Raw genomic sequence first — 14,601 nt, 5'->3', positions numbered from 1 at the left:
GCTTCTGCGGGCGCCCCTGCTGCCCGGTGAGGAGCCGGGCGGCGAGCGGCTGGTGCTGCTGGAGGGCGAGCGGCCGGACGCCTGGTGGCTGCCGGGTGCGGCGCCGCAGCTGGTGGTGACGACGGGCGCGCTGCGCCGGCTCAAGGGCCGCCAGCTGGACGCCGTACTGGCGCACGAGCAGGGGCACGCGGCGGCGCGGCACGACTGGCTGCTGCACTGCTCGCGGGCGCTGGCGGGCGGGTTCCCGCAGGTGCCGGTGTTCGCGGCGTTCGAGGCGGAGATGCACCGGCTGGTGGAGCTGGCGGCGGATGACGTGGCGTCACGCCGGTTCGGCCGGCTGACGATCGCGCTGGCGCTGGTCGGACTCAACGAGGACCGCGGGGTGTTCGGGCCGTGCGGCACCTCGGAGGCGCACGTACCGCAGCGGGTACGCCGGCTGCTGTCGGCCGCGCCGCGGCTGTCGGCGGCGCGCCGGCTGCGCCTGGCGGCGCTGGCCACGCTGGTGCCGGCGGTGCCGCTGCTGGTGGCGTTCGTACCGGGGCTCCGGGCGCTGTAGCGCCACGTGGACCCGGCCCGGGCGACGCGGACGGGCGGCTCGGCCCGGGCGCACGGATGGGCCGCCGGCCCGGGCGGCACGGATACGCGGCGGGCCCGGGCCGTGTCTTTCGGATCAGGCCGCGCCCGCGACGTCCGGTACCGCACCTCGCTGCGTTCTCGCCGGTCGCCGATGTCCCCAGCCACCGCCGGGAGGTGGCCCTACCGCAGTGGCTCCCTCCTCGGCCTTGCGATGCACGGCACCAGACGCCGCGGGCTGATCCGGCCTGATCCGAAAGACACGACCTGGCGGCCCGGGAAGGCGGCAGACGGCCCGGCCGTCACGGACGCGTGCCGACCCGGGCAGCGCAGCAGGCCGCTGACCCCGGCAACGCGGGAGGGCCGACGACCCCCGGCAACGCGGGAGAGCCGACAGCGCCCGGCACCGCGGGAGAGCCTCCGGCCCCCGGCGTAAATGTCCGCCGGCCCCCGGGCGTCGGACGGACCCGGGCGGGGCGCCGTCGCTGCCGCAGCGTCGGGGGATCGTCCGCGGGTGCGAGGATCCACCGTATGCCCAGCCGTCCCGTGCGCCGCAGCCGCAGCCGCAGCCGCTTCCGCCTCCTCGTCTGTGTCCTGTGCGCGCTGCTCGGCGCCGTGCTGACGGCGGCCGTGGCGGTGGAGGCGCGGCCCGTGGTCCGCGCCGACGCCGTCGTCGCGCAGGCACTGCACGCGCACGCGGCCGGGCATCCGGCCGTGGTTTCGGTCAACCGGCTGTTCACCGACTGGGTGTGGGACCCCTGGACGATGCGGGCGCTGGCGGCCGCCGCGGCCGGCTGGCTGGCCTGGCGCGGCGAACTCGCGCTCGCCGTGCGCTGCGTGGCGGCGGTGGTCGCGGCGACGCTGGTGTCCCAGGGGGTCAAGGCCCTGCTGGAGCGGGAGCGCCCGTGGTGGCCGGACCCGGTGGACTCGGCCGACTACGCCGCGTACCCCTCGGGCCACGCGCTGACGGCGGCCGCGGTGTTCGTGTTCCTGCTGTGGCTCGTCCCGCGGTCGCGGGCGGCCTGGGTGGCGGCCGCGGTCTCGGTCGCGGGGGTGGGCTTCACCCGGCTGTACCTGGGCGTGCACTGGATGTCCGACGTCGTGGGCGGCTGGCTGCTGGGCGCGGCGGTGGCGCTGTGCGCCCTCGCCGGGGCGCACCGGAGCTGGGCTGTCTCGGCCCGGCCACAGCCTGGCCGTGCACCCTCTTCTCCCGGGGCCGGGCAGCAGGGATCCTGACACCGGTTCACGCATCGGTACCCACGGGGAGGCCCGCCATGCCCATGCTCGTGATCGAGGGAAGCTACCGGCTGCTGGGGGCCCGGCCGGACGGGGACTCGGTCCGGTTCGTCCCGGCCGACCCCGCGCACTGGGACCTGGTCCCGGGCCCGCACCGGGTCCGCAGCAACCGGTCCGGGGCCGCGCAGCTGCGGCTGGACGGCATCGACACCCTGGAGACGCACTACGTGCCGGCGCACGGCACGGAGCTGCACCAGCCGCCCCCGTTCGGCGCGCAGGCGGCCGAGGAGCTGATCCGCTGGCTGGGCTTCGTCTCCGTGCTGCGCGACGGCAGTGGCACGGTGACCTCCTCGGAGCCGGTGGCCGTTCCCGGCTACGTGCTGACCCGCGGCGCGGACGTGGGCGGCCGCTGTGTGGCGCTCGCCGGCCGCGGCCCCGCCCCCGCACCGAGCGGCGATCAGGTCCACGTCGGGGTCCAGCTGCTGCGCCAGACCGCGAACGTCGACCAGCTCCGGCGCGGGCTCGCGTACCCGACGTACTACACCAAGCTGTACGTCGACCTGCGCGAGGCGATGACGGGTGCCGTGGCGGAGGCGCGGCGGGCGGGGCTGGGGCTCTGGCCGGTCGACCAGACGCAGACCGGGGCGAAGATCGACGGGCTGGCCTCGCTGAGCGAGAGCGCGGTGCTGGTGCCGAAGCTGTTCCGGCGGCTGGCCGACTATCTGACGCTCGGGGCGGGCGACTCGTCCCTGGCGGGCTTCGGGGAGTTCCTGGACCAGCGGGCCGACCGGGTGCTGGTGCTCTCGCGCGGCCAGTTCACGGGGCTGTCGACGCTGGTGGAGACGGAGGGGCAGAGCGTCCGGCTGACCGCGGCGCCGGAGGACCTGGTCTTCGCGGAGCGCTGAGCGGGCGTCGAGCATGGCGGTGCCGGTGTTGAGGCGATCCCCCGCGTCGCCCCAACACCGGAGTCCTGCGCGCTGAGTATATTGGCTCACAGCCAGTCAACGCAGGAGTAAGCATGTCCCCGCGCAGCGCATCGGTCAATGAAGAATTGCGCAGACGCTCCAGGGAGCGTCTGCTGCAGGCGACCGTGGATCTGGTGGCCGAACGCGGGTACGAGGCGACGACGCTCGGGGACATCGCCGACCGGGCGGGCGCGGCGCGCGGACTGGTCTCGTACTACTTCCCCGGCAAGCGCCACCTCCTGCAGTCGGCGGTGCACCGGCTGATGCACCGCACCCTGCAGGAGGCGCTGGAGCGCGAGCCGCGGCCGACGGGCGAGGACGCGGGCCGGGAGCTGCTGGCCCGGGCCATCGACGCGATCCTGGGCCTGGCCCACGACCAGCCGCTGCTGATGCGCACGCACATGGCGGGCATCCTCCAGGCGGAGGGCTTCGTGCAGTGCCCCGAGCAGCAGCGTCTCGCCGAGCTGTTGCGCGAGACGGTCGTACGGAACGGCACGGCGGACGTGGACGCGGACTACCCGCTGCTGCGGGCGCTGCTCATGGGCGCGGTGTTCGCCGTGCTGCTGCCGGGCGCCCCGATGCCGGCCGAGCGGCTGCGGGCGGAACTGTTCCAGCGCTACGGGCTCGACTGGGAGCTGGGTGTCCCGCCGGACGGCGGTGCGCCCGGCGGGACGGGACCTCAGTGGTAGGCGGGCTGTGACTGGACGTTGAGCCGGTCCATCCACACCCACTTGGCGGGTTCGGTGCGCCAGTCGTCGAGCCTCAGTACGTCGAAGCCCTTGACGATGTCGTTCGAGTAGATGTGGCCGTTGTAGTAGTACGCCGACCAGGAGCCGCCCAGGCTGAGCCGGTCCGTGGTGAGCGGGCCGCGCTCGAAGTAGGCGATCTCCTCGGGCTGTGCGGCGTCGGTGAAGTCCCAGACGGAGACGCCGCCCTGGTACCAGGCCTGGACCATGATGTCGCGGCCGCCGCCGACCGGGACCAGCGAGCCGTTGTGGGCGACGCAGTTCTCGGTGTCGGCCTGGTGGCGCGGGATCTTGAAGTAGCTGCGGAAGACGAGCTTGCGCTGGTCGCCCCTGCCCTGGATCTCGTAGATGCCGTCGGCGCCGCGGTCGGGGCCGGTCGCCGCGTTGCAGGTGGCGCCGCCACCGCCGCCGAGCTCGTCGGTGAAGACGACCTTGTTCGCGCTCTCGTTGAAGGTGGCGGAGTGCCAGAACGCGAAGTTGACGTTGTCCTGCACCCGGTCGATGACCTTCGGCTGCTCGGGACGGCTGATGTCGAAGAGGATGCCGTCGCCCATGCAGGCGCCGGCCGCGAGGTTCTTCGAGGGCAGCACGGTGATGTCGTGGCAGCCGGTGGTCTTCGCGACACCGGGGTTGGCCGGGGCGCCGGGGTTGCCGCCGTCCGGGAAGAGCACCGGGAAGCCCACCACCGCGGCCTTGGCCGGCTCCTTCCTGGGCACCTTGATCACGGAGATGCCGTCGTGCGGCGGCCGGCAGTCCGGGAAGGCCTCGTTGGGCGAGTAGGAGGAGACGTAGACGTAGATGTCGCGGCCGCCCGGCACGAGGGTGTGGGTGTGGGAGCCGCAGGCGGTCTCGACGGACTTGACGTACTTGGGGTTCTTCTTGTCCCGGATGTCGAAGATCTTGATGCCCTCCCACGAGGACTTCTCGGTCGCCGGCTGCGAGACGCTGTTGCAGGAGTCGTCGCTGCGCGAGGAGTCGGTGGAGAGGAAGAGCAGGTCGCCGGAGACGGAGATGTCGTTCTGGCCGCCGGGGCAGAGCACGGTGCTGACGGTCTTCGGCGCCTTGGGATCGGCGATGTCGTAGATGGTGAAGCCGTCGTAGTTGCCGGCGTAGGCGTACCGGCCCTGGAAGGCGAGGTCGGTGTTGATCCCGTTGGGGTTGGTGCTGGGGATCGTCGTCAGGTGCTTGATGTTCGGGCTGTGGACGATCTGGTCCTGCCCGGGTAAGTCGCCCGCGAGGCGGGAGTCCGGGGTGATCCGCAGGTCGCCCGGGTCCGGTGTGGCGGCCGCGGGTCCGGCGGCCAGGAGTGTGGCGAGGAGCCCGGCCGCCGCGGCGGCCACCCCCAGACTCCTGCGCCGCACCCGGTGGGGGTGTGATGTCGTCAAGGTGCTCTCCCTTGGGTACGTATGGAGTACGTACAGACCCGGGCAGTATGGTCCTCATCATGGACACGACAAAAGGCTTACGACGGCCACGTGTGGCGGCCGTCGCCGCCGCGGTCCTCCTCCTGGGCCTCGGCGGCTGCCGTGGCGGGGACGGGGCGGACGCCGCCGACGGCGGCGGGCAGGTGGTGATCGCGCCCGGCCGTCCGGGCGACACGCCGCGCACGCTCTCACCCGAGCAGGCGGCGAGACAGCGTCCGGACGACAGCCCCAACGCGGCCGACCAGAGCTACGTGGCGAACATGGTCGTGCACCACCGGCAGGCCCTGACCATGACCGCGCTCGCGCCCGACCGGGCCGGCGGCGAGGCCGTCAAGCGGCTCGCCGAACGGATCAAGGCGGCCCAGCAGCCCGAGATCGGGGCCATGGAGGGCTGGCAGAAGAAGTACCCCGCGCCGGCCGGACAGGCGGGCGGACCGTCCGCCGGGCACGACCACCACGCGATGCCGGGGATGGCGACCGAGCAGCAGCTGGCAGAGCTCTCCGCGGCCCGCGGCGCCGACTTCGACCGGATCTTCCTCCGGCTGATGACCGCCCACCACCAAGGGGCCCTGAAGATGGCCGGCGACGTGCTGGCCGCCGGGAACAACGTGGCCGTGGAGGAGATGGCGACCGAGGTCGTGGCCCAGCAGACCGCCGAGATCCACCGGATGCGGGCCATGGGCTGACGCCCCGGTACGGCGGTGCGATGCTGGGAGTCGCACCGCGGAAGGACGCGCATCCGCGGAAGGAGCTGCGCCATGCTTCGTGTCGCCGTCGTCGGCTCGGGTCCGAGCGGGGTCTACGCCGCCCAGGCCCTGGTCGCACAGCGCGAGGTGCCCGGGGTCCGGGTGGACGTGCTGGACCGGCTGCCCTGCCCGTACGGGCTGGTCCGGTACGGCGTCGCCCCCGACCACGAGAAGATCAAGTCGCTCCAGGGCAACCTGCGCGGGGTGCTGGAGGACGACCGGATCCGCTTCATCGGCCATGTCGAGGTCGGTGGGCCGCAGTGCACCACCGCCCGGCTGCGGGAGCTGTACCACGCCGTCGTCTACTGCGTGGGCGCCGCCCGGGACCGGACCCTGGGCATCCCCGGCGAGGAGCTGGCCGGGGTGCACTCCGCGACCTCCTTCGTGTCCTGGTACAGCGCCCACCCCGACGCCGAGGAGGCGGGGTTCGACCTGACCGGGGTGCGGTCGGCGGTGGTGGTCGGGGCGGGCAACGTCGCGGTGGACGTGACGCGGATGCTGGCGCGCGGCGAGGCGGACCTCGCACCGACGGACATGCCGCACGCAGCGCTGCGCGCGCTGGCCGGCAGCGGTGTGCGCCGGGTGCACATGGTGGCCCGGCGCGGGCCCTCGCAGGGCAAGTTCACCACCAAGGAGCTGCGGGAGCTGGGCACCCTGCCCGGGGTCGCCGTCGAGCTGGATCCGGCCGAACTCGCCCTGGACCCGGCCTACGCCGACCCGGCCGCGCCCCTCCCGGCGGTCAACCGGCGCAACGTGGAGGTGCTGCGCGGCTGGGCCGGGCAGGGTGCGCCGGAGGCGGACCGGCGGATCGTGCTGCGGTTCTTCCTGCGCCCGGTGGAGGTGCTGGGCGACGCCGCCGGGCGGGTCGTCGGGGTGCGCTTCGAGCGGACCGCGCCGGACGGCCGCGGCGGGGTGAGCGGTACGGGCACGTACGAGGACGTCGAGGCGCAGCTGGTGCTGCGCTCGGTGGGCTACCGCGGGGTGCCGCTGCCGGGGCTGCCCTTCGACCCGGCGACCGGGACCGTGCCGCACGCCGCGGGCCGGGTGGTGCGGGACGGGCGGGCCTCGGTCGGCGAATACGTGGCGGGCTGGATCAAGCGCGGCCCGACCGGGGTGATCGGCACCAACCGGCCGTGTGCCAAGGAGACCGTCTCCTCGCTGCTCCAGGACGCGGCCCTGCTCGCCCGGCGGGAGCTGCCCGGCGATCCGCTGGACGCGCTGCGGGCGGCCGGACTGGACCCGGTGCTGTGGCCGGGCTGGCTGGCGATCGAGTCGGCGGAGGCCGACCTGGGCCGGACGCTCGGCCGCCACACGGTCAAGATCCCGGACTGGCCGGGCCTGCTGACGGCGGCGGGCACGGCCGGGCCCGGTACGGGCCGGGGCGCGCCCGGCGGACCGGGCCCGGACACACCCGCCGGCTAGGCGGGCCGGGCCGACGGGGCGCCCAGCCGGGCCGCCTCGGCGTCCGCTGCGGTCAGGACGCTGTCGAGGAGGCCCGGGAAGAGCCCGTCCAGCTCGGCGCGGCGCAGGCCGTTCATCTTGGCCGTGCCGCGGTAGGTCTGCCGTACGACGCCCGCCTCGCGCAGCACCCGGAAGTGGTGCGTGGTGGTGGACTTGGTGACGGGCAGCTCGAAGTACGAGCAGGACAACTCGACCCCGGTGCCCGCCAGTTCCCGGACGATCACCAGCCGGACCGGGTCGGAGAGGGCGTGCAGGACCCCTTCGAGCCGGATGTCCGCGGGCTCGGGGTGGGCGAGGGCGCGGCTCGGTTCACGTTCCGTCATGTCCAGTGCTCCGCTCACTCGGTCGGGGTCCCCTGCGGCTCCATGGTACGACGAACGTCGTATGACCGGGCGTCGTCGTATGACCGGATGCCGTACGGCTGGGCGCTGGCGGTCCGGATGCCGTACGACCGGGGCCGGCGGTCGGCCGCTGCTCCGGGGCCGGCGGACTGGCCGGCGGTCCCGGTCCGGGGGCCGGCGGTCAGGACCGGTGGTACTGCTCCGGCACCCGGATCTCGGCGCCCAGCTCCCGCGCGGCGCGTCGGGCGAAGTGCGGGTCGCGCAGCAGTTCGCGGCCCAGCAGGACCGCGTCCGCCTCGCCGTTGGCCAGGATCTTCTCGGCCTGCTCGGGCTCCGTGATCAGCCCCACGGCGGCCACCGGCAGGGCGGTCTCGGCCTTGACCCGGGCCGCGAAGGGCACCTGGTAGCCGGGGCCGACCGGGATCCGGACACCGGGGGCCAGGCCGCCGCTGGAGACGTCCAGCAGGTCCACCCCGTGCCGGTGCAGCTCGGCGGCCAGCCGGACGGTCTCGTCGGCGGTCCAGCCGTCCTCCTCCAGCCAGTCGGTGGCCGAGATCCGGAAGAACAGCGGCAGCTCCTCGGGCCAGACCGCCCGGACGGCGTCGACGACCTCCAGCACGAAGCGGGTCCGGTTCTCGTAGGAGCCGCCGTACTCGTCCTGGCGACGGTTGCTGTGCGGGGAGAGGAACTGGCCGATCAGGTAGCCGTGGGCGCCGTGGATCTCCAGCACCTGGTAGCCGGCGGCCAGGGCGCGCCCGGCGGCGGCCGCGAAACGGCCGGTGATCTCGTGGATCTCCTCGACGGTCAGCTCGCGCGGGACCGCGTCCCCTTCGGCGAACGGCACAGGGCTGGGGGCGCTCGGCAGCCAGCCGTGCCCCTCCGGGCCGACCTGGGCGCCGCCCTTCCACGGCTGCGCGGTGGAGGCCTTGCGCCCGGCGTGGGCGATCTGGATCCCCGGCACGGTGCCCTGCGCCTTGAGGAAGTCGGTGATCCGGCGCAGCGCCGCGACCTGGGTGTCGTTCCAGATGCCGAGGTCGTGGGGGGAGATCCGGCCCTCCGGGGAGACCGCCGTGGCCTCCTGGACGATCAGGCCGGTGCCGCCGGCCGCGCGGGCGGCGTAGTGGGCGAAGTGCCAGTCGTTCGCGACGCCCGCACCGGGCCCGAAGGCCTCGGCGCTGTACTGGCACATCGGGGCCATCCACAGGCGGTTCGGCACGGTGACCGAGCGGAGGGTGTAGGGCTCGAACAGGGAGGTGCTCATGAGGGGCTCTCCAACTCGCGGTGCGGCTGAGTACGAGGAACACCGTACTACGAATTTCCCCGTACTACGAGATCTCTCGTACAAGATTCCTGTGCGCCGCCGGGGTCACTGTCAGCGGGTGGGTGCACACTGGCCGGAAAGACGCTTTTCGGGACACGACGTCCGGAGGATCGCGGCCATGACCGATGTGCTGCTGCTGGTGGGAACACGCAAGGGGCTCTTCGTCGGGCGCCGCCGGGACGACGGCCCCTGGCGTTTCGACGGCCCGCACTTCAACGCCCAGGCCGTGTACGCGGTCGCCGTCGACCGCCGCGGGCCCGCGCCCCGGCTGCTGGCCGGCGGGGACAGCACGCACTGGGGCCCCTCCGTCTTCACCTCGGACGACCTCGGGGCGACCTGGCAGGAACCCACCGCGCCGGCGGTGCGCTTCCCCGCGGACACCGGGGCGTCCCTGGAGCGGGTCTGGCAGCTGCATCCGGCGGGCCCGGAGGCGCCGGACGTCGTCTACGCCGGGACGGAACCGGCGGCCCTGTTCCGCTCGGCCGACCGAGGCGAGAGCTTCGAGCTCGTACGGCCGCTGTGGGAGCACCCGAGCCGCAAGGACTGGCAGCCGGGCGGCGGCGGTGAGGCCGTGCACACCGTGATCACGCACCCGGGCGACGCCGACGCGGTGACCGTGGCGGTCTCGGCGGCCGGCGTCTTCCGCACCCGGGACGGCGGCGCGACCTGGGCGCCGTCCAACGAGGGGGTCTCGGCGGTCTTCCTGCCCGATCCGCACCCCGAATTCGGCCAGTGCGTGCACAAGATCGCCCAGGACGCCGGCGACACCGACCGGCTGTACCTGCAGAACCACTGGGGCGTCTACCGCAGCGACGACGCCGGCGGCCGGTGGACGGACATCGGGGCGGGCCTGCCCTCGGACTTCGGCTTCACGGTGGCCGCCCACCCCCACCGGCCGGACACCGCCTACCTCTTCCCGCTGAACGCCGACTCCGACCGGGTCCCCGCCGGGCACCGCTGCCGCGTCTTCCGTACCCGCGACGCGGGCGCCACCTGGGAGCCGCTGACGGCGGGCCTGCCGGACGGGGCGCACTACGGGACGGTGCTGCGGGACGCGATGTGCACGGACGACGCGGATCCGGCCGGCATCTACTTCGGCAACCGCAACGGCGAGCTGTACGCCAGCGCGGACGACGGCGACAGCTGGGAGCTGCTGGCCTCGCACCTGCCCGACGTGCTGTGTGTCCGGGCGGCCTTGATCGGCCACTAGAGTGACCCGGTGTGGCAGCACGACCGTTGAACGAGATCGTAGAAGCAGGCTGGGCACGCGCGCTGGAGCCCGTGGCGGGGCAGATCGCCGCCATGGGGGACTTCCTGCGCGCCGAGATCGCCGCGGGGCGTACGTACCTGCCGGCGGGCGCGCACGTGCTGCGCGCCTTCCAGCAGCCCTTCGACGAGGTCAGAGTCCTCGTCATGGGCCAGGACCCCTATCCGACGCCCGGGCACGCCGTGGGCCTGTCCTTCTCGGTCGCACCCGAGGTGCGCCCGGTTCCCGGCAGCCTGGAGAACATCTTCCGGGAGCTCCACAGTGATCTTGGACACCCCCGGCCGGCGAACGGCGACCTGACCCCGTGGACCCGGCAGGGCGTACTGCTGCTGAACAGGGCGCTGACCACGGCCCCGCGCAAGCCCGGCGGGCACCGCGGCAAGGGCTGGGAAGCGGTCACCGAGCAGGCGATCCGGGCCCTGGCGGCGCGCGGCAAGCCGCTGGTCTCGGTGCTGTGGGGCCGGGACGCGCGCAATCTGCGGCCGCTGCTCGGCGACCTGCCGGCCGTGGAGTCGGCGCACCCCTCGCCCATGTCGGCCGACCGCGGGTTCTTCGGCTCGCGGCCCTTCAGCCGGGTCAACGACCTGCTGGTGCGCCAGGGTGCACAGCCTGTGGACTGGAGCTTGCCGTCCGTCAGTTGACAGGTGTCTGCCTTCACCGGATAAATACGGACAGATGACGCCGAGCCCACCCCTCCCCGAACACCGGCTTCCGATAAGCCAGTAGCATGCGGCGCCATGAGCACCCCCACTGGGCCCGCGAACGGCCTGCCCGTACGAATGCCGCGACCCCGCCCGACCGGACGGCACCGCCGGCCCGAGCCCGCGGCGGCGCCCGAGGGCGCGCCCGCGCTGGTCCTCGCCGTGCCGGGTGCCCCTTCCGCCACCGCGCGGGGGCTCGCGGAGGAGATCCTCAGCATCGGCCGCTCGGAGCTGCCCGGCCTCGACGCCCGGATCGGCTACCTGGACGGGGAGCACCCGGAGGGCGACAGCGCGCCGGAGTTCCCGTCCCTTTCCTCGGTCCTCACCGCGGTGGCGCAGGAGCGCGCCGCCCGTGCCGAGTTCGCCCGCGCCGCCGGCCAGGAGGTGCCCGCGCCCACCGGCCCGGACGCCGTGGTGGTCCCGCTGCTGGCCGGCCCCGACAGCGACCTGCTGCGCCGGATCCGCCAGGCCCTGATGGAGAGCTCGGCGGCCGTCGAGCTCTCCGAGGTCCTGGGCCCGCACCCGCTGCTGGCCGAGGGCCTGCACGTGCGCCTGTCCGAGGCCGGCCTGGCGCGCGCCGACCGGGCCCGGCTGTTCACCGTCGCGACGGCGGCCGACGGCATCATCCTGGCCACCACCGGCGGCGAGGAGGCGGTCCAGGCCGCCGGGATCACCGGCATGCTGCTGGCCGCCCGGCTCGCGGTGCCCGTGATGGCGGCCGCCCTGGACCAGGAGGGCTCGGTGGCCTCGGTCGCCCAGCAGCTGCGGGACTCCGGCTCCGTGCAGCTGGCGATGGCCCCGTACCTGATCGGCCCGGAGGCCGCCGAGGGCCTGCTGGACACCGCCTGCAAGGAGGCCGACTGCTCGGCCGCCGAGGCGCTGGGCGCCTACCCGGCGATCGGCAAGCTCGCCGTGGCGCAGTACGGTGCCGCGCTCGGTCTGCCGCAGGCCGCGTCGGCCCGCTGACGGCCGACTGACGGCCGGCTGACGGCCCGCCCGTGGCACGGCCGGCTGACGGCCGTCCCGTGACCTCGCGAGGGGCCGCCCCGTGGATTCCCCGGGGCGCCCCCTCGCCGCGCTTTCGGCCCTGCGGCCCCGCTCAGCCGAAGACCACGCAGGTGGCAGCCGGTACCGCGACCGAGCCGGCCCGGTGCGGGTGCCCGGTGCGCGGGTCCACGTCGAACCAGGTGACGTCCCCGGAGCGCTCGTCGGCCGCGTACAGCCGGCCGGCCGGCCCGAGCGCCAGGTCGCGCGGCCAGCGGCCGCCGGTGGGCACGGTCGCGGTGAGCCGGGGGCGCTCGGGCCCGTCGGCGAGGGACAGCACGGCGATCGCGTCCGTACCGCGTACGGCGGCCCAGACGAACCGGCCGTCCGGATCGGCCACCACGGCCGAGGGGTACGCCCGTACGCCGGCGGGAGCACCCGCCGGGACCACCGGGACCTGCGCGACGGGGTCGAGCCGCCCGGCCGCCGCGTCCCAGCGGCAGACGGTCAGCACCGGCCGCAGCTCGCCCAGGACGTAGACCACCGCCCCGTCCGGGTGGAAGACGAGGTGCCGCGGGCCGGTCCCGGCCGGCAGCTTCGCCTCCGCGTGCACGCGGAGCGCCAGGCCGCCGCCGCTGCCGTCCGTCGCGGAGGCGGGATCCGCCGCGCAGACGCGGACCGAGTCCGTCCCGAGGTCCACGGACAGCACCCAGCGCCCGCCCGGGTCGGGCAGTACCTGGTGGGCGTGCGGCTGCCGCTGCCGGTCGGGATCGGGGCCGCTGCCCCGGTGGGGCAGCACCGCGACAGCTCCGCCGGGCCGCCCCGCGGCGTCCAGCGCGAGCGCGCTCACGCTGCCGGAGGTGTAGTTCGCCGTGTACAGCCGGCGCCCGGCCACCGCGAGGTGGGTGGGCCCGGAGCCGCCGACCGGCGCGGCACCGCCCAGCGGTGCGAGCCCGGCGCCGGTCGGCCGAAAGGCGCGTACGGCACCGGGGTCGGCCTCGCTGACGGCGTAGAGGACCGAGCCGTCCGCGGAGAGCGCCAGGTACGAGGGGTCGGCGACCGTGTCGGTGGCGGACAGCGGGGTCAGCGCCCCGGTCGCCGGGTCGACGGCCGCGGTGGTGATGCCGCGGCCGCCCACTGACGTGAACGACCCGATGTACGCCCGGTGTTCGCGGCCGGGTTCACGGTCGTGTCCGCGGCCGGGTTCACGGTCGAGTTCGCGTCCGTGTCCGCGTCCTGGCTCCTGCCCGGGTGCGTCGCTGCCCACGTGTGCTTCCCCTCTCCTGACGGTCCGCGCCGGATCCGTGCGCCGACCGTAGCAGAAGGTCTAGACCAGATAGCGGCCCTCTGCCCGGTCCCGTGCGCCCTCGTGGTGAACGTAGGCCGGGCTGGTCTGCCGGTCCTCGTACGTGCGGTGGAAGACCGGCGTCGCGGATCCGGAGATCGGCGGCACGATCCAGGACCAGTCGGCCCCGACCGCGCGGCCCTTGCGCTCCTCCCGTTCGAGATGGTTCAGGAACCGCCGGGACTCCGAGTGGTGGTCGGCGATGGTGACCCCGGCCCGGTCGAAGGAGTGCAGCACCGCCCGGTTGAGTTCGACCAGCGCCCGGTCCTTCCACAGGGAGCGGTCGCTGGCGGTGTCCAGGCCCAGCATGCGGGCCACCACGGGCAGCAGGTTGTAGCGGTCGGCGTCGCCGAGGTTGCGGGCGCCGATCTCGGTGCCCATGTACCAGCCGTTGAAGGGCGCGGCCGGGTAGTGGAGTCCGCCGATCTCCAGGCACATGTTGGAGATGGCCGGGACGGCGTGCCAGCGCAGCCCCCAGGCGCTCCAGCGGGCGTCCTCCGGGTGCTCGATCGGCACCTCCAGGACGGCGTCCGCGGGCAGGTCGAACCACCGCGGCTTGTCGTCGCACCCCTGCACCACGAGCGGCAGGAGGTCGAAGGGCGTTCCGGCGCCGCCCGGCCAGCCGAGCGCGCGCAGCGCCTCGGTCAGCTCACGGTTGCGGGGGTCCCCCACCGTGACGGAGGGGTGGTCGCCGTAGCCGGCGTAGCGGATGAGCTGTTCGCTCCAGATGAGCGGGCCCGGGCGCCCCGGGGCGTCCGGGGCGAAGACCGTGATGGTGGGGCGGACGCGGCCGCCGTTGGTCGCCTCGCGCAGGTGCTCCACGCACTCGGCGGCGATCTCGTCGGCGCCGGTGAGCTCTCTGCGGTCGCGCACCCGCAGCGAGTTCCAGTAGAGCCGGCCTATGCAGCGGTTGCTGTTGCGCCAGGCGACCCGGGCGCCGTGCACGAGCTCCTCGGCCGTGTGCCGGTACGTTCCGGTCTCGGCGAGCTCGGCCCGTACGGCGGCGATCCGGTCCCGCGGATCGCCTGCGCCCGGGGTCTCCCTGTGGAACAGTCGGATGAACTCCTCAGCCGCGTCCGCTGTCTGAGCGGTCGTCGAGCGCTCGTGAAGTATTTCCATTCCGGGCGGTTACCCCCTGTCCGGCCAGATCCACCCTGTACGTGCCGGATGAATGTGCGGTTGGGCCTTACCGGTTGTACATGCCGCAGGTCGGGGCAGGCGGGCGGGACGGACCCGGAACACCCCTCCGGGTGACGAACGGGCGAACGGGTTGCGGACGGGCGCCGGCACTCTTACGGGCCCGCCGCGCGGGGCCTGCCGCGCGGGGGCTGCCGCGCGGGGCCCGCCGCCCGGGCCCCGGATGCGGCGCGTTCGGTCAGGAACGGACCAGGGGGTCGGTGCGCGGGGTGCGCAACGGCTCGTCGAGGGCGGCCAGCAGCTTCTCCAGGCCGCTCACGTGGCTGAGCGCGGGGACGCCGGGCGCCTCGGCCG

Annotated in this window: 14 protein-coding genes; 9 read left to right on the top strand and 5 right to left on the bottom strand. The window is 74.5% G+C overall.

Annotated features, from left to right (window positions below; translation table 11 throughout):
- The 4 genes from GPJ59_RS23285 to GPJ59_RS23270 all read left to right on the top strand — a co-directional run.
- Positions 1–556 (top strand): M56 family metallopeptidase (locus tag GPJ59_RS23285; protein WP_219669477.1); only part of this gene is annotated, 556 nt, incomplete at its 5' end.
- A 548-nt stretch (positions 557–1,104) separates the two neighbouring features.
- On the top strand, positions 1,105–1,809 hold the full coding sequence (locus GPJ59_RS23280) for a phosphatase PAP2 family protein (protein WP_219669476.1): 705 nt from the start codon (positions 1,105–1,107) through the stop codon (positions 1,807–1,809).
- A 38-nt stretch (positions 1,810–1,847) separates the two neighbouring features.
- Positions 1,848–2,714 carry a nuclease gene (locus tag GPJ59_RS23275; RefSeq protein ID WP_219669475.1) on the top strand — a complete coding sequence of 289 codons (867 nt, stop codon included), beginning with the start codon at positions 1,848–1,850 and terminating at the stop codon, positions 2,712–2,714.
- A gap of 113 nt (positions 2,715–2,827) precedes the next feature.
- Positions 2,828–3,463, top strand: a complete 636-nt coding sequence (locus GPJ59_RS23270; RefSeq protein ID WP_219669474.1) for a TetR/AcrR family transcriptional regulator — start codon at positions 2,828–2,830, stop codon at positions 3,461–3,463.
- Here the strand turns inward: GPJ59_RS23270 and GPJ59_RS23265 are convergent.
- Positions 3,454–4,905, bottom strand: coding sequence for an LVIVD repeat-containing protein (locus tag GPJ59_RS23265; protein ID WP_219669473.1), 1,452 nt, complete (start codon positions 4,903–4,905; stop codon positions 3,454–3,456). The two genes, GPJ59_RS23270 and GPJ59_RS23265, sit on opposite strands and share 10 nt — an antisense overlap.
- 59 nt (positions 4,906–4,964) lie before the next feature.
- On the opposite strand from GPJ59_RS23265, the gene GPJ59_RS23260 reads away from it, so the two are divergent.
- Positions 4,965–5,630 carry a DUF305 domain-containing protein gene (locus GPJ59_RS23260; protein WP_219669472.1) on the top strand — a complete coding sequence of 222 codons (666 nt, stop codon included), beginning with the start codon at positions 4,965–4,967 and terminating at the stop codon, positions 5,628–5,630.
- Between the two features lie 72 nt (positions 5,631–5,702).
- Entirely contained in the window at positions 5,703–7,112 is a 1,410-nt protein-coding gene (locus GPJ59_RS23255) for an FAD-dependent oxidoreductase (RefSeq protein ID WP_219669471.1), read from the top strand.
- Here GPJ59_RS23255 and GPJ59_RS23250 read toward each other — a convergent pair.
- On the bottom strand, positions 7,109–7,474 hold the full coding sequence (locus tag GPJ59_RS23250; RefSeq protein WP_219669470.1) for an ArsR/SmtB family transcription factor: 366 nt from the start codon (positions 7,472–7,474) through the stop codon (positions 7,109–7,111). The two genes, GPJ59_RS23255 and GPJ59_RS23250, sit on opposite strands and share 4 nt — an antisense overlap.
- A 199-nt stretch (positions 7,475–7,673) precedes the next feature.
- On the bottom strand, positions 7,674–8,753 hold the full coding sequence (locus GPJ59_RS23245) for an NADH:flavin oxidoreductase/NADH oxidase (RefSeq protein ID WP_219669469.1): 1,080 nt from the start codon (positions 8,751–8,753) through the stop codon (positions 7,674–7,676).
- A 178-nt stretch (positions 8,754–8,931) separates the two neighbouring features.
- On the opposite strand from GPJ59_RS23245, the gene GPJ59_RS23240 reads away from it, so the two are divergent.
- The 3 genes from GPJ59_RS23240 to GPJ59_RS23230 all read left to right on the top strand — a co-directional run bounded on the left by GPJ59_RS23240 (position 8,932) and on the right by GPJ59_RS23230 (position 11,747).
- Entirely contained in the window at positions 8,932–10,023 is a 1,092-nt protein-coding gene (locus tag GPJ59_RS23240; protein ID WP_219669468.1) for a WD40/YVTN/BNR-like repeat-containing protein, read from the top strand.
- Between the two features lie 11 nt (positions 10,024–10,034).
- Complete coding sequence (locus tag GPJ59_RS23235; RefSeq protein ID WP_219669467.1) at positions 10,035–10,721, top strand: uracil-DNA glycosylase; 687 nt, start codon at positions 10,035–10,037, stop codon at positions 10,719–10,721.
- A gap of 96 nt (positions 10,722–10,817) precedes the next feature.
- Entirely contained in the window at positions 10,818–11,747 is a 930-nt protein-coding gene (locus GPJ59_RS23230; protein WP_219669466.1) for a sirohydrochlorin chelatase, read from the top strand.
- 133 nt (positions 11,748–11,880) lie between these two features.
- Here the strand turns inward: GPJ59_RS23230 and GPJ59_RS23225 are convergent, their stop codons facing one another.
- Positions 11,881–12,921, bottom strand: coding sequence for a lactonase family protein (locus tag GPJ59_RS23225; RefSeq protein WP_308120430.1), 1,041 nt, complete (start codon positions 12,919–12,921; stop codon positions 11,881–11,883).
- A 171-nt stretch (positions 12,922–13,092) separates the two neighbouring features.
- Positions 13,093–14,229 (bottom strand): nitric oxide synthase oxygenase, encoded by a 1,137-nt coding sequence (locus GPJ59_RS23220; protein ID WP_219669464.1) that lies wholly within the window; start codon positions 14,227–14,229, stop codon positions 13,093–13,095.
- Positions 14,230–14,601 lie beyond the last annotated feature (372 nt).

The sequence above is a fragment of the Streptomyces bambusae genome (assembly GCF_019400985.1).
Lineage (GTDB): Bacteria > Actinomycetota > Actinomycetes > Streptomycetales > Streptomycetaceae > Streptomyces > Streptomyces bambusae_A.
The sequence above is the reverse complement of the archived record's forward strand: the minus strand, read 5'-3'. Positions and strand labels throughout refer to the sequence as shown.

Coding starts and splice junctions, on each gene's coding strand:
- GPJ59_RS23280 (WP_219669476.1), top strand. CDS start 1,105: ATGCCCAGCCGTCCCGTGCGCCGCAGCCGCAGCCGCAGCCGCTTCCGC.
- GPJ59_RS23230 (WP_219669466.1), top strand. CDS start 10,818: ATGAGCACCCCCACTGGGCCCGCGAACGGCCTGCCCGTACGAATGCCG.
- GPJ59_RS23250 (WP_219669470.1), bottom strand. CDS start 7,474: ATGACGGAACGTGAACCGAGCCGCGCCCTCGCCCACCCCGAGCCCGCG.
- GPJ59_RS23260 (WP_219669472.1), top strand. CDS start 4,965: ATGGACACGACAAAAGGCTTACGACGGCCACGTGTGGCGGCCGTCGCC.
- GPJ59_RS23275 (WP_219669475.1), top strand. CDS start 1,848: ATGCCCATGCTCGTGATCGAGGGAAGCTACCGGCTGCTGGGGGCCCGG.
- GPJ59_RS23220 (WP_219669464.1), bottom strand. CDS start 14,229: ATGGAAATACTTCACGAGCGCTCGACGACCGCTCAGACAGCGGACGCG.
- GPJ59_RS23240 (WP_219669468.1), top strand. CDS start 8,932: ATGACCGATGTGCTGCTGCTGGTGGGAACACGCAAGGGGCTCTTCGTC.
- GPJ59_RS23245 (WP_219669469.1), bottom strand. CDS start 8,753: ATGAGCACCTCCCTGTTCGAGCCCTACACCCTCCGCTCGGTCACCGTG.
- GPJ59_RS23270 (WP_219669474.1), top strand. CDS start 2,828: ATGTCCCCGCGCAGCGCATCGGTCAATGAAGAATTGCGCAGACGCTCC.
- GPJ59_RS23255 (WP_219669471.1), top strand. CDS start 5,703: ATGCTTCGTGTCGCCGTCGTCGGCTCGGGTCCGAGCGGGGTCTACGCC.